Below are 13703 nucleotides of genomic sequence, written 5' to 3'. Positions count from 1 at the left end.
CGTAGACTCGTGCCCCATGTCGGGGCTGCTGGTGACGGGAACGAGCTCGGACGCCGGAAAATCGTTGCTGGTCACCGGAATTCTGCGTGCCTGGGCCCGACGCGGAGTGCGCGTCGCCCCGTTCAAGGCGCAGAACATGTCGAACAACTCGATGGTCTGTGCCGACGGCAGCGAGATCGGCCGCGCGCAATACCTGCAGGCCGAGGCGGCCGGCGTCGAGGCCACCTCGCTGCACAACCCGGTGCTGCTAAAACCGGGGTCCGACCGGCGCGCGTTCGTCGTCGTGCGCGGCCGCCCGGCCGGCGAGTTACGGGCGGGCGAGTACGCCACCGGACGCGCCCACCTGCGCGAGGCGGCGTTCGCCGCGTACGAGGAGTTGGCCGCGTCCGTCGACGTGGTGGTGTGCGAGGGAGCCGGGTCGCCGGCCGAGATCAACCTGCGCGCAGGCGACTACGTCAACCTCGGTCTGGCACGGCAGTTCAGCCTGCCGGCACTGCTGGTGGCCGACATCGACCGCGGCGGCGCGCTGGCCGCCACCTACGGCACCTGGGCGTTGCTCGACGACGCCGACCGCGCGGTGCTGCAGGCTTGGTGCGTAAACAAGTTCCGTGGTGACCGCTCGGTGCTCGACCCCGGCCTCGACACGATCGTCGAACGCACCGGCATGCCGTGTGTCGGCGTGCTGCCCTGGCTCGACGACGTGTGGCTCGACGGTGAAGACGCCCTCTCCATCGGCCGCTGGAAACCCGCTGCGCCACAGGAACATTCGCTCACCGTCGCGGTCGTCCGCCTGCCGCGCACCTCGAACGCAACCGACGTCGACGCACTGGCCGCCGAGCCCGGTGTCGAGGTGCGCGTGACCACCGACCCGTCCTGGTGCCGCGAAGCCGACCTGTTGGTGCTGCCCGGCTCACGGACGACGGTCAGCGATCTCGCCTGGTTGCGTTCGCGTGGGCTCGACGCAGTGGTCGATGAGCGGGTGCGCGAGGGACGTCCGGTGCTCGGCATCTGCGGCGGCTACGAGATGTTGCTGGAGTCGATCGACGACTCGCTGGAGAGCGGCGAAGGCGTCACTCCCGGACTCGGGCATCTGCCTGGTGTGGTGCACTTCGCAGCCGACAAGGTGCTCGCCCGGCCGCACTCCACCTGGCAGGGAAATGCGGTGTCCGGCTACGAGATTCACCACGGCATCGTCGAGGGCGTGGTCGACGACGGGTCGTTCCCGGGCGGCAGCGTGCGCGGCCCGGTGTGGGGCACGATCTGGCACGGCACCCTGGAGAATGATGCCTTCCGCCGGGCCTGGCTCACCGTGGTTGCGCAGCAGGCGGGCTCCACCTGGAGCCCGCAGCCCGGCCCGGGGTTCGCCGACCGCCGGACGGCGATGATCGACACGCTCGCCGACGCCGTGGAGCAACACCTTGACCTCGACCGGCTGCTCGATCTCGCCCGACGGGAATCTCATGTGCACTGACCCGATTCCGTTGCAGGTCAAGATCATCGGCATCGGTGCGGGCTCGCCCGGCCACGTCACCGCCGACGCGGCCGACGCCCTGCGCTCGGTCGACGTGTTCGTCGTGGCCGACAAGGGGTCCGCCACCGACGAGTTGCTGCAGGTGCGACGCGCGATCCTCGACCGGTTCGTGCCCGAGGGCGGCTACCGGTTCGTCGCGGTGCCCGACCCGAAGCGCGGGCCCGACGCCGGGCGCGATCGCGACCAGTACGGCGCCGCGGTGCGCGACTGGCACGCCGCCCGCGCCGACGCGTACGCCGCCGTGCTGGGCGAGTTGCCCGAGGGCACCGTGGTCGGGTTCCTGGTGTGGGGCGACCCGGCGTTCTACGACAGCACGATCCGGGTGGTCGACGCCGTTGCCACCCGAATGTCGTTGCAGGTCAGCGTGTTTGCCGGAATCAGCGCTATCCAGGAGTTGGCTGCCGCGCACCGCATCGTGCTGCACGAGATTGGCGAGCCGGTGCACATCACCACCGGACGCCGCCTGGCGGGCGAGTGGTCGCCCGACCTCGGCACCGTCGTGGTGATGCTGGACGGCGCGCTCGCCTGCCGTGAGCTGGTCGAGCGGGCACCCGACCTGCAGATCCACTGGGGCGCCTACCTGGGGATGCCGCAGCAGGAGCTGCGCTCGGGCCGACTGACCGATGTGATCGACGACCTCGTCGCTACGAGGGCGCGGCTGCGCGAGCAGCACGGCTGGATCATGGACGTCTACGCGTTGCGCTGAGCCGTTCGCAGGCTGGTTCGCACCGTCATCCGCCGGGCGGCCATGCCCTGCAGCACCATCCCCGCCGCGAGGCAGGCACCCACCCCTTCGCCGGCGCGCAACCGCAGCTGCAGCAACGGTTCGAGGCCGAGCCGCCGCAGCACGAGTCCGTGCGCCTTCTCCCGGCTGCGTTGCCCTGCAATGAGATACGCCTGCACCGAGGGTTCGATGCCGACCGCGGCGAGCGCGGCGACGCTGGTGGCGAGACCGTCGAGCACGACCGGTCGTCCGGCGCGGGCTGCGCCGAGCACCACCCCGGTCAGCACCGCGAACTCCGGTCCGCCGACCGCGGCGAGCATCCGGTGCACGTCGTCCGTGTGGCCCAGGCGGTCGATCGCCGCGGCCACCACCTCCGTCTTGCGGGCCACGATGTCGGCGTCGGCGCCCGATCCGAGCCCCACCACGTCGGCCGCGGGTGTGCCGGTGAGCGCGCAGGTGAGCGCAGCGGCCACCGTCGTGTTGCCCACCCCCACCTCGCCGAGTGCGACGAGTCCGGGGGCGATTCCGGGGACACCGGCACCGAGCCGGCGTCCGGCGTCCATCAATCGGCGGACGTCGGCGGCCGACATCGCGTCGGTCGTCACCAGGTCTCCACGCGGGTCGTGCGGCCGCACGTCGACAGCGCCCTCGACGTGCGCCTCACCCACTCCGGCGTCGACCACCACGACGTCGAGCCCGGCGGCGCGGGCATGAGCGGCGCCCAGCGAAATGCCCCCGACCGCACTGGTGAGCACGTCACGGGTCACCGACCGGTCGTAGGCACTGACGGCGTGGGCGGTCACCGGATGATCGGCGCCGACGAGCACGAGCTGGCCCGTGTCGAGGTCGGGTCCGGCCGCAGCGCGCGCGAGGTGGAGCGCGCGATCGAGTGCGCCGAGCGCCTCCGGCGGGCTGAGCAGCCGGTCGGTGTCGTCGGTGCCGTCGACCCGGCGCCCCGGCTCGGGCCCGCGCAGATGCGAGGTCGGTGGCGCCGGCGGGGCTGAATCGTCGGGCCAGCGCTCCTGCAACACCACGTCGTCGAGCGGGGCCTTGCGCGACCACGCCGCGCGTTCGAGTCCGGGCGCGGGCGGACGCTCGTCGGGCCACCCCACACACAGCCAGCCCAGGGTCACCACGCCGTCCGGAAGGTGCAGCAGGTCGGCGAGTTCGGCCTGGTCGAACAGCGTCACCCAGCCCACGCCGAGGCCGAGCGCGCGGGCGGTGAGCCAGAGGTTCTGCACCGCGCAGGCGCACGACCACAGGTCGGCGTCGGGGAAGGTGGCGCGCCCGAGCACCCCGGCCGCGGGGGTGCGCCGGTCGCAGGTGACGACCACTCCCACGGGCGCCTCGCGCAGCCCTTCGAGTTTGAGGTCGAGCAGCCGCGCGGCCCGCTCCGAGGTCAGCTCGGACGCCTGCTCGAGCCGGGCCCGGTCGGCGAGATGGGCGGCGCGATCTCGGGTGGTCTGCGAGCGCACGACGATGAAGCGCCAGGGCTGCGAGTGGCCCACCGACGGCGCGCTGTGCGCGGCCTCGAGCACCTGCCGCAGCAGTTCGTCGGGCACCGGGTCGGGCCGAAACCGTCGGATGTCGCGCCGTCCGCCGACCACTGCGGCGAGGGCGTCGACCACCTCGGGCAGCATCGCCCAGCCGGCGGGGTCGTCGCGGCGCTGCTGGGCCGAGGTCGTGTCGCCGACCAGCGGCACCGGACGCTGCGGCGCTGACTGCTCGCTCATTCCTCGAGGTCGCCTTCCACGTCGAGGTAGACCTGCTGCAGTTGCGCCATGAGCTCGGGGTCGGGCTCCTGCCACAGCCCGCGATCGGCGGCCTCGGCGAGCTTCTCCACGATCGACTGCAACGCCCACGGGTTGGCGTGCCGCATGAAGGCCTGGTTGGTGTCGTCGAGCACGTATTCGGTGGCCACCGACTCGTACATCCAGTCGGGCACGACCGAGGCCGTGGCGTCGAAGCCGAACAGGTAGTCGACGGTCGCGGCGAGCTCGAAGGCACCCTTGTAGCCGTGCCGCTGCATCGCCTTGATCCACCGCGGGTTGACCACCCGCGACCGGAACACCCGGTTGGTCTCCTCCTGCAGCGTGCGGGTGCGCACGTTGTCGGGTGAGGTCGAATCGCCCACGTACGCCTCGGGATCGGCGCCGGTGAGCGCGCGGACGGTGGCGACCATGCCGCCGTGGTACTGGAAGTAGTCGTCGGAGTCGAGGATGTCCGACTCACGGTTGTCGACGTTCTTGGCCGCCACCCGGATGCGCCGGTAGTTGCGCTCCATGTCGCCGCGGGCCGGTGCACCGTCGAGTCCGCGTCCGTAGGCGTAACCGCCCCAGGTGGCGTAGACCTCGGCGAGGTCCTTGTCGTCGCGCCAAGTGCCCGACTCGACCACCTGCAGGATGCCCGCCCCGTAGGAGCCCGGCTTCGAGCCGAAGATCCTTGTGCGGGAACGACGTTCGTCGCCGTGCTCGGCAAGGTCGGCGGACGCGTGCTTGCGCACGAAGTTCTGGTCGTGGGGTTCGTCGAGCCCGGCCACCAGCGCCACCGCGTCGTCGAGCATCGAGATCACGTGCGGGAAGGCGTCGCGGAAGAAGCCGGAGATGCGCACGGTGACGTCGATGCGCGGGCGGCCGAGTTCCTGCAGCGGCAGCGCCTCCAGGCCCACGACCCGGCGTGACTGCTCGTCCCACACCGGCACGACGCCGAGCAGCGCGAGCACCTCGCCGATGTCGTCGCCGCTGGTGCGCATGGCGGAGGTGCCCCACACCGACAGGCCCACCGACTCCGGCACCTCGCCGTGTTCGTCCCGGTAGCGCCGCACGAGCGACTCCGCCATCGCCGACCCGGTCTGGTAGGCCAGTCGCGACGGGATCGCCTTCGGGTCGACCGAGTAGAAGTTGCGGCCGGTGGGCAGCACGTTCACCAGTCCACGCAGCGGCGAACCCGACGGGCCCGCCGGCACGTATCCGCCGTCGAGGGCGTGCAGCACCATCGGGATCTCGCGCGTCGTCTGCTGCAGCCGGGGCACGACCTCCTCGCACCCGAACCGCAGGGACGCGGTCGCCGCCGGGTTCGGCTCACTGGTCACCTCGGCGACGATCCGCTCGACGTCCGCGGCGTTCCAGCCGGCCTCGGCGACCCGGGTGACGAGGGTGCGGGCCAGCTCTTCGACGCGGTCGGTCTGCTGCGACGTAGCGTCGTCGGTGAGCCCGAGCGCGTGCCGTAGCCCGGGGATGCCGTCGCCGCGTCCGCCGAAGACCTGCCCGGCGCGCAGGATCGCGAGCACCAGGTTGATCAGTTCGTCGCCTTCGGGCGCCTGTCCGAGCACGTGCAGGCCGTCGCGGATCTGCACGTCCTTGATCTCGCACAGCCAGCCGTCAAGGTGCATCACGAAGTCGTCGAAGCTGTCGTCGTCGGGGCGTTCGCTCACTCCCAGGTCCTGGTCCATCCGGGCCGCCTGCAGCAGCGTCCAGATCTCGCCGCGCAGCGCCGGCGCCTTCGCCGGGTCCATCACCGATACGTTGCCGTACTCGTCGAGCAACTGCTCGAGTCGGGCGATGTCGCCGTAGCTCTCGGCGCGCGCCATCGGCGGCACGAGATGGTCGACGACGGTGGCGTGGGCGCGACGCTTGGCCTGGGTGCCCTCGCCCGGGTCGTTCACCAGGAACGGGTAGATCAGCGGCAGCGAGCCGAGCGCGGCGTCGGTGCCGCACGACGCCGACATCGCGAGGTTCTTGCCCGACAGCCACTCGAGGTTGCCGTGCTTGCCCACGTGCACCACCGCGTGGGCGCCGAACTCCTGCTCGATCCAGCGGTAGGTGGCCAGGTAGTGGTGGGTCGGCGGCAGGTCGGGGTCGTGGTAGATCGCGATCGGGTTTTCGCCGAAGCCGCGCGGCGGCTGCACCATCAGCACGACGTTGCCCGCCTGGATCGCGGCGCAGACGATCTCGCCGTCGGGGTCGCGCGACGTGTCGACGTAGAGCTCGCCGGGCGCCTCGCCCCAGGTGTCCGTCATCGACTCCCGCAGGGCGGCCGGAAGCGTCTCGAACCAGCTGCGGTAGCGAGTGGCCGGGATGCGCACCTGTGCGCTGCTCACCTGCTCCTGGGTGAGCCAGTCGGGGTCTTGTCCGCCGGCCGCGATCAGCGCGTGGATGAGCGCGTTGCCGGCGGTGGTGTCGAGCGCTTCGCCGTCGACCGGGTCCACGTCGTCGAGCCCGGGCAGCGCGCCGCGCGGGCCGAGGTCGTAACCCGCCTCGCGCATGGCCCTCAGCAACCGGATCGTCGACACCGGGGTGTCGAGCCCGACCGCGTTGCCGATGCGGGAGTGCTTGGTCGGGTAGGCCGACAGCATGACCGCGATGCGGCGCTGCTCCGGTGGCGTGTGCCGCAGGCGCGCGTGCTTCACCGCGATGCCGGCCACGCGTGCGCAGCGCTCCGGGTCGGCGACATAGGCGGGCAGCCCGTCGGCGTCGATCTCCTTGAACGAGAACGGAACTGTGATCAGGCGTCCGTCGAACTCGGGCACGGCCACCTGGGTGGCGACGTCGAGCGGCGACATGCCGTCGTCGGAGGCCGCCCACACCTCGCGGCTCCAGGTGAGGCACAGCCCTTGGATGATCGGGATGTCGAGAGCGGCCAGCGGACGCACGTCCCAGGTCTCGTCCTCGCCGCCCGCCTGGGCGTGCGCCGGCTTGGTGCCTCCGGCCGCCAGCACCGTCGTGACGAGGGCGTCGAGGGTGCCGAGCTCGGCGAGCAGCTCCTCGGGGGCGTCGCGCAACGACGCGGCGTGGATCGGCACCCCCACCCCGCCTGCGGCGTCGATGGCGTCGCAGAGGGCGTGGGCGTAGTCGGTGTTTCCAGCGGCGTACTGCGCTCGGTAGAAGAGCACCCCTACCCGCGGAGCACCCGGATCGGCTTGTGCCGCAGGGCGATCGAGCACACCCCAGGTCGGCAGCTCCTGCGGCGGCTCGAACTCGTCGCCGGTGAGCAGCAGGGTGTCGGACAGGAACGCGTGCAGGTTGGTGAGGTTGTCGGGGCCGCCGTTGACCAGGTAGCGGTGCACCTCGTTGACCACTGCGGCGGGCGCCCGGCGCGACAGCTGCATCATCGCGGCGTTCGGGGTGAGTTCGCCGCCGAGCACGATCAGCGGCACCCGTTCGCCGAGCGCCCGGATCTCGTCGTCGACGTCGTCGGGACTGCCGAGGATGCGGGCGATCACGATGTCGGCGCCCTCGACCGCGGGGCCGATCGGGGTGCGGGCGGGGTTGGCCCAGGCGAACTCGGAGCCGCTGGCGCGCGCGCTCAGCAGATCGGTGTCGGACGTGGACAGCAGGGCGATACGCGCCATCGGCGAAACTCCTTCGCGGGGTCCGCGCCCCGGAACGATCGGGACCGATCACGATCGGATCGGCCGGCTCCGCAGGCGTTCCTGACTCACCCTTCGGGGTTCACAGTGGCGGGACCGTCCCGGATTCGCACCGGGTTCCGTCTGCTGGGGCCGGGACGACCCTACCCCGACGGTCGCGGCGGTCGACTTGCGTATCCTCCACCGCGTGACCGTGCCCTCCGATCGCTCCGGCGCCGACCGCTGCCCCGGCCTGCTGCGTCCGCACCTCGCCGACGACGGCGCCCTGGTGCGTCTACGCCTGCCCGGTGGACGGCTGAAGACCGCCACGCTGCACCGGCTCGGCGACATCAGCATTCAGCACGGCGCGCCCTTCGTGCAGCTCACGTCACGAGGCAATCTACAGTTGCGTTCGTTGCCGAATCCACTGACACCGCAGCTGATTTCGCAGATCGAAGCGACCGGTCTGTTGCCGTCGGCGAGTCACGAGCGGGTGCGCAACATCATCGCTGACCCGTTCGACGAGACGCTGCCGCCACTGGTCGCCGCACTCGATGCGGCGCTGATCGCCGACCAGCTGCTCGCCGGGCTTTCCGGCCGCTGGCTGTTCGCCGTGGCTGGTCGCGAGGGGCAGGTGCTCGGCGAGCCCTACGACGTCGCGTTCCAGCGGCTGTCGGAGACCAGCGGCCGGCTGCTCGTCGGAGGCATGGGCGTCGACTGCGCACCCGAGGACGCCGTCGCAGCCATGCTCGACCGCGCTCGGTGCTTCCTGCTGGGCCGCGACGACGAGTCGCACTGGAACGTGCGCAACCTGCCGCCCGAGTCGCCGGTGTTCGCCGGCCTCGCCCCCATGAACATCGACGCCGCGCCGCCGCCGACGCCCGGTCGCCACACGCCGGACGGCGCACGTCACGGCGCCTTCGTGCTCGGAGTTCCCCTGGGAATGCTCACGATCGAGCAGATCGATCTGCTGCGACGCGTTGCCGAGGAGATCGTGGTGACGCCGTGGCGTTCGCTCGTCCTGCGCACCGACGACATCGATCTCGACGTGTTCGAGGCCGGTGGTTTCGCGGTCGCGGCGCACTCGCCGTGGGCCACCCTGTCCGCGTGTGTCGGCGCGCCATGGTGCCGGCGCACCGACACCCCCACCGTCGAGCTCACCACCGCCGCGGCGGCCTCGCTGCCGATCGACAGTCCGCGCACCCACGTGGTCGGGTGCGAGCGCGCCTGTGGTCGACCCGCCGGTGACCACCGCCTCGTGATCGCGCCCCGAACCGTCCAGGAGATCCTGCCGTGAACCTCGATTTGCCTGAGCCGCAGCCACTTCCGCCGACGCGCCGGTATGACTACCTCACCGACGGACCGGAGATCTACCGCCGGTCGTTCGCGATGATCCGCGACCTCGCCGACCTGTCGGCGTTCCCGGCGCAGACCGAGCCGGTCGTCGCGCGGGTGGTGCACGCGGCAGGTGACCCCGCGGTGGCCGAGTGCGTGGCCGCCCACGACGACGTCGTGCGCGCGGCCCGCGACGCGCTACGCGCGGGTGCGCCGATCTTCACCGACTCGGTGATGCTCGCCTCCGGCATCACCCGCACTCGCCTGCCCGCCGACAACGAGGTGGTGTGCACCCTGCGTGACGGGCGGGTGCCGGCTCTCGCGGGGCGGTGGAGCACCACCCGCGCTGCCGCGGCGGTGTCGCTGTGGGGCGACCGGCTCGACGGCGCCGTCGTCGCCATCGGCAATGCGCCGACCGCTTTGTTCCATCTGCTCGAGTGGTTGCACGACGGTGGGCCGCGACCGGCAGCGATCGTCGGCATGCCGGTCGGGTTCGTCGGGTCGGCCGAGTCGAAGGTGGCGCTGGCCGAACACCGGCTGGCCGACGGTCACGTCGTGCCCTGGATCACCGTGCACGGTCACCGTGGCGGATCGGCCATGGCGGCAGCCGCCGTCAACGCTCTCGCCTCGACCTCGGAGGTCTGACATGCGCCCCGCCACAGCTGAATCCGGCCACCTGTACGGCGTCGGCGTCGGGCCGGGCGACCCCGGCCTCATCACCCGCCGCGCGGCCGAGCTCATCGCGTCGGCCGAGGTGGTCGTCTATCACGCCGGCACCGGCCGCTCCTCCAACGCGCGCGCCATCGCCGCCGAGCTCATCCCGGTCGAGGTGATCGAGGAGGAGTTGCGCTACCCGGTCACCACCGGCGCGGCCACCCACCCGGACGGTTACCACGCGCAGCTCGCGGAGTTTTACGACGAGTGCGCCGCGCGCCTCGCTGTTCACCTGGACACCGGTCGGTCGGTGGTCGTGCTCGCCGAGGGCGATCCAATGCTCTATGGCTCCTACACCTACCTGCACGAGCGGCTGGCCGACCGTTACCCGACCGAGGTGGTGGCCGGCGTTCCCGCCTTCGCCGCCGCGACTGCCGTTGCCGCCGAGGCGATCTCGCGCCACGAGGACGTGCTCACCGTGCTGCCCGGCACCCTCCCCGTGCCGGAGCTCGCGCGACGCTTGGCCGACAGCGACGCAGCCGTGGTGATGAAGCTCGGCCGCACCTTCGCCGGAGTGCGCGAAGCGCTGCGGCAGGCGGGCGTGCTCGATCGCGCCGTCTATGTCGAACGCGCTTCCCGCGAGGGCCAGCGAGTGTTGCCCGTGGCCGACGTCGACCCCGCGACCGTGCCGTACATGTCGCTGATCTTGGTGCCCGGGCTCGACCGTCGGGCCGACTCCGCGGGGCGGGCCGCCACCGCTCAGGCCGAGGCCGAGCCCGCGTCCGGCACCACACCCGGCACCGTGCACGTCGTCGGTCTCGGCCCCGGTCCCCACCGCTGGCTCACGCCTGAGGTGGCCGAGTTGCTCGGGCGGGTCGACCACGTGGTGGGCTACGCGCCGTACGTCGATCGCGTGCCGCAGCGAGAGGGCCTCACCCGCCACGCCAGCGGCAACACGGTGGAGGTCGAGCGGGGCCGGCTGGCACTCGACCTCGCCGCCCGCGGCGACGAGGTGGCCGTGGTGTCCGGCGGTGACGCCGGGGTGTTCGGCATGGCGTCGGCGGTGTTCGAGGCCGCCGAACACGCGGTGGCCGACGACCCGCACTACGCCCAGGTGCCGGTGCAGGTGTCTCCCGGCGTCTCGGCCGCGCAGGCCGCCGCGGCGCTCGTGGGCGCGCCGCTCGGCGCCGACTTCGCGATCATGTCGCTGTCCGACCGGCTGAAGCCGTGGCAGGTGGTGGCCGACCGGTTGCGCGCCGCGGCGTCCGTCGACCTGGTCATCGCGCTCTACAACCCGCGCTCGCTCAGCCGTCCGGAGCAGTTGTTCGCGGCCCGCGACGTGCTCTTGGAGGTGAAAGACCCGTCGACCGTCGTCGTGGTCGCGCGCGACGTGGGCAGGGCGGAGCAGTCGGCCACCGTCACCACGCTCGGCGAGTTCGACCCGGCCACCGTCGACATGAAGTGTCTGGTGATCATTGGCTCGTCGAGCACCCGCGTGTCGCCCACCGGACACGTGTGGACCCCGCGCTACGTGGAGTGAGTTCAGCCGCGGGCGTGCACCAACGCGACCAGGTCGTCGGCAGTGCGCGGACGGTCGACGGCGAGCAGGTCGAGCCCCAGCGCCGCGCCCACCCGCACGACGGCCGGCAGGGCCACCCGCGAGGCGGTGAGGGCGTCGGCGTCCGACATCACCTCGGCGCACGAACCCTGCCGAATTCCGCCCTGCTGCAGCAGCACCACGTCGTCGGCCCACGCCCAGGCGAGATCGCTGTCGTGGGTCGACACCACCACGGTGGTGCCGGCCCGTTCGAGTCGGGCGAGTGCGTCGAGGGCATCACGCACCCCGACGTCGTCGACCCCCGCCGTAGGTTCGTCGAGCAGCATCACCGCCGGACGCATCGCCATCGCCCCGGCGAGCGCCACCCGTTTGCGCTGCCCGTAGGACAGGTGGTGCACCGGCCGGTCGGCGAGCGGCAGCAGGTCGAGCAGCGCGAGCGCCTCCTCCACCCGGGCACGCACCTCCGGCGCCGGCAGGCCGAGGTTCGTCGGGCCGAATGAGACGTCGCGCCGAACGTCGGCGCTCACCAACTGGTCGTCGGGGTCTTGCCCCACGAACTGCACCCGCTGCCGGTGCTCGTTCAGTCGAGATCGTCTGTGCTGCAACGGTGTTCCGTGCCAGAGCACCTGCCCTGCCGTCGGACGCAGCGCCCCGGCGAGCGTGCGCAACAGCGTCGTCTTGCCCGAACCGTTCGCACCGAGCACCGCGATCCGGCGGCCGGCGCACACCTCGACGGTGGCGCGGTCGAGCACCTCCGGGGCGCCGGGGTAACCGACGTCGACCCCGCGCAACGCCAACACCGGCGGCTGCGACCGGTCGCTCATCGCAGCACCACCGACGCCGCCGCAACCACGGCGACAACCGCCACCGACGAGCCGACGAAGGGCCACGACACGGGCCGCTCCGGCGCCAGCATGCGCAGCGACCCGCTGTAGCCGCGACCGGCCAGGCCGCGTTCGAGTCGTGCGGCGCGGTCCCAACCGTGCACCAGTGTGCGCACGAACAGTGCCGCGACCGACCGGCGCGCAGACGCACCTCGCGCGTAGCCGAGTCGGGCCGCCTGCGCCTCCCGCGTGCGGGTGAGCGTGGCCCCGAGCACGAAGATCAGCCGGTACATCGCGCCGGCCAGATCGAGCATCACCTCCGGCACCCGCAACCGCCGCAACGATTCGAAGACTTCGACGATCGGCGTGGTCGAGGCGAGCAGCAACACCGCTGCGCTGCAACCGAATGCGCGTGATCCGATGAGCACGGCCGACGACACGCTGCGTTCGTCGACAGCCAAGGGCCCGGCGGTGAGCACCGGGTGCGGCACCGTGCCGACCGACACGACCACGCCGACCAGCCCGATGAGGGTGAAGATCAGCGGGCCGGTCCAGGCCGCCACGAAGGTGCGCCACGGCACCCGCGCCCAGGCCACCGCAGCAAGCAGCGCGAACAACCCGATGCCGATCGGCACGACGGGTGCCGTGGCCGACACCGCAACCAGCAGCAGCCCGCCCGACAAAACGGCCTTCTCCGCCACCGAGCGCGCACGCCAGCGGTTGGTCCAGGCCGCGTCGTCGAGGGCGAACCTCGTCACGCGCGTTTGCCCTTGCGCCGCTCGTGCAGCTTGCCCACGACGAACCCGAGCACGATGCCGCCGAGGGCGGCCTGCATCGCGAACAGCCCCGACTCCACCTCGCCGCCTGGAATGCGGAACGGCAGCTCGAACCACGGTCGGTAACCGCTGCTCTCGATCGCGGCACCGGCCGCGGCGTCGGTGCCGCCCTGGTCGCCGTGGCCGGCTCCGAGCATGAGGGCGACGACGAAGATCGTCACCACGGTGAGCACGATCGCCACCGTCACCAGATGCTTACGCACGACCCGCCACCTCCGGCTCGACCGCGGACTCTTCGGAGGCCGGCGCGAACACCGTCCGCAGCTGCTCGGGCGCCCAGTCGCGCAGTGCCCGGAACAACAGCACACCCACGAGTCCTTCGATGACCGCCAGGGGCACCTGCGTGAGCGCGAAGATCGCGAGGAAGCGGCCGAACGCGCCGACGATTCCCGACCCCGGGTCGGGGTGGGCCAGCGCGAGCTGCGCCGAGGTGACCACGTACGTCGACAGGTTCGCAAGCGCGACACCGGTGAAGATCGCGATCCACGGGTGCACCCGATGCAGCACCCGGAAGCACAGGTAGCCGGTCCACGGGCCGACGATCGCCATCGCGAAGACGTTCGCGCCGAGCGTGGTGATGCCGCCGTGCGACAGCAGCAGCGCCTGGAAGATGAGCACGACCGTGCCGAGCGCGGCCATCACCGGCGGCCGGAAGATGATCGCGCCGACACCGGTGCCGGTGGGGTGCGACGAACTGCCGGTCACCGACGGCAGCTTGATCGCCGACATCAGGAAGGTGAACGCGCCCGACGCCGCGAGCAGCAGTTTCGATTCGGGGTCGTCGTCGACGATCTGTCTGATCCGGCGGACGCCGTGCACGACGAAAGGCGCGGACGCGGCCGTCCAGGCGAGACAGTGAAGGGGTGGCAGGAAGCCGTCGGCGATGTGCAAAGC

Annotated in this window: 11 protein-coding genes and 1 riboswitch; of the genes, 5 read left to right on the top strand and 6 right to left on the bottom strand. The window is 71.9% G+C overall.

Annotation, left to right across the window (positions count from 1 at the left end):
- Positions 1-16 precede the first annotated feature (16 nt).
- Both FB459_RS02410 and cobF read left to right on the top strand, forming a co-directional pair.
- Complete coding sequence (locus FB459_RS02410) at positions 17-1471, top strand: cobyric acid synthase (RefSeq protein ID WP_141927337.1); 1455 nt, start codon at positions 17-19, stop codon at positions 1469-1471.
- Positions 1461-2237, top strand: a complete 777-nt coding sequence (gene cobF / locus FB459_RS02405; protein WP_141929383.1) for a precorrin-6A synthase (deacetylating) — start codon at positions 1461-1463, stop codon at positions 2235-2237. Before FB459_RS02410 ends, cobF begins: the two co-directional genes overlap by 11 nt.
- Here the strand turns inward: cobF and bluB are convergent.
- Positions 2222-3988: a 5,6-dimethylbenzimidazole synthase gene (gene bluB, locus FB459_RS02400; RefSeq protein WP_141927336.1), complete on the bottom strand. Its 1767-nt coding sequence runs from the start codon at positions 3986-3988 to the stop codon at positions 2222-2224. The two genes, cobF and bluB, sit on opposite strands and share 16 nt — an antisense overlap.
- The gene (cobN, locus tag FB459_RS02395) at positions 3985-7605 is read right to left on the bottom strand and encodes a cobaltochelatase subunit CobN (RefSeq protein WP_141927335.1); all 3621 of its coding nucleotides are present in this window, start codon (positions 7603-7605) and stop codon (positions 3985-3987) included. Before cobN ends, bluB begins: the two co-directional genes overlap by 4 nt.
- Positions 7606-7682: 77 nt before the next feature.
- Positions 7683-7744: riboswitch (cobalamin riboswitch) on the bottom strand.
- A 66-nt stretch (positions 7745-7810) separates the two neighbouring features.
- Here cobN and FB459_RS02390 point away from each other — a divergent pair.
- The 3 genes from FB459_RS02390 to FB459_RS02380 are packed head-to-tail and all read left to right on the top strand — an operon-like array spanning position 7811 to position 11131.
- Entirely contained in the window at positions 7811-8899 is a 1089-nt protein-coding gene (locus FB459_RS02390; protein WP_246092292.1) for a cobalamin biosynthesis protein CobG, read from the top strand.
- Positions 8896-9582: a precorrin-8X methylmutase gene (locus FB459_RS02385; RefSeq protein WP_246092291.1), complete on the top strand. Its 687-nt coding sequence runs from the start codon at positions 8896-8898 to the stop codon at positions 9580-9582. Before FB459_RS02390 ends, FB459_RS02385 begins: the two co-directional genes overlap by 4 nt.
- Position 9583: 1 nt before the next feature.
- Positions 9584-11131: a precorrin-2 C(20)-methyltransferase gene (locus FB459_RS02380; RefSeq protein ID WP_141927334.1), complete on the top strand. Its 1548-nt coding sequence runs from the start codon at positions 9584-9586 to the stop codon at positions 11129-11131.
- 2 nt (positions 11132-11133) lie between these two features.
- Here FB459_RS02380 and FB459_RS02375 read toward each other — a convergent pair whose 3' ends face one another.
- From FB459_RS02375 to FB459_RS02360, 4 genes are read right to left on the bottom strand one after another with little or no spacing between them, the layout of a single operon-like run.
- A complete protein-coding gene (locus tag FB459_RS02375) occupies positions 11134-11973 on the bottom strand; it encodes an energy-coupling factor ABC transporter ATP-binding protein (protein ID WP_141927333.1) in 840 nt (279 codons plus the stop codon).
- Positions 11970-12731 carry a cobalt ECF transporter T component CbiQ gene (cbiQ, locus tag FB459_RS02370; protein WP_141927332.1) on the bottom strand — a complete coding sequence of 254 codons (762 nt, stop codon included), beginning with the start codon at positions 12729-12731 and terminating at the stop codon, positions 11970-11972. The genes FB459_RS02375 and cbiQ overlap by 4 nt, the downstream gene beginning before the upstream one ends.
- Positions 12728-13012 carry an energy-coupling factor ABC transporter substrate-binding protein gene (locus tag FB459_RS02365; RefSeq protein ID WP_141927331.1) on the bottom strand — a complete coding sequence of 95 codons (285 nt, stop codon included), beginning with the start codon at positions 13010-13012 and terminating at the stop codon, positions 12728-12730. Before FB459_RS02365 ends, cbiQ begins: the two co-directional genes overlap by 4 nt.
- A complete protein-coding gene (locus FB459_RS02360; RefSeq protein ID WP_141927330.1) occupies positions 13005-13700 on the bottom strand; it encodes an energy-coupling factor ABC transporter permease in 696 nt (231 codons plus the stop codon). The genes FB459_RS02365 and FB459_RS02360 overlap by 8 nt, the downstream gene beginning before the upstream one ends.
- Positions 13701-13703 lie beyond the last annotated feature (3 nt).

This window comes from Yimella lutea (genome assembly GCF_006715095.1).
Lineage (GTDB): Bacteria > Actinomycetota > Actinomycetes > Actinomycetales > Dermatophilaceae > Yimella > Yimella lutea.
The sequence above is the reverse complement of the archived record's forward strand: the minus strand, read 5'-3'. Positions and strand labels throughout refer to the sequence as shown.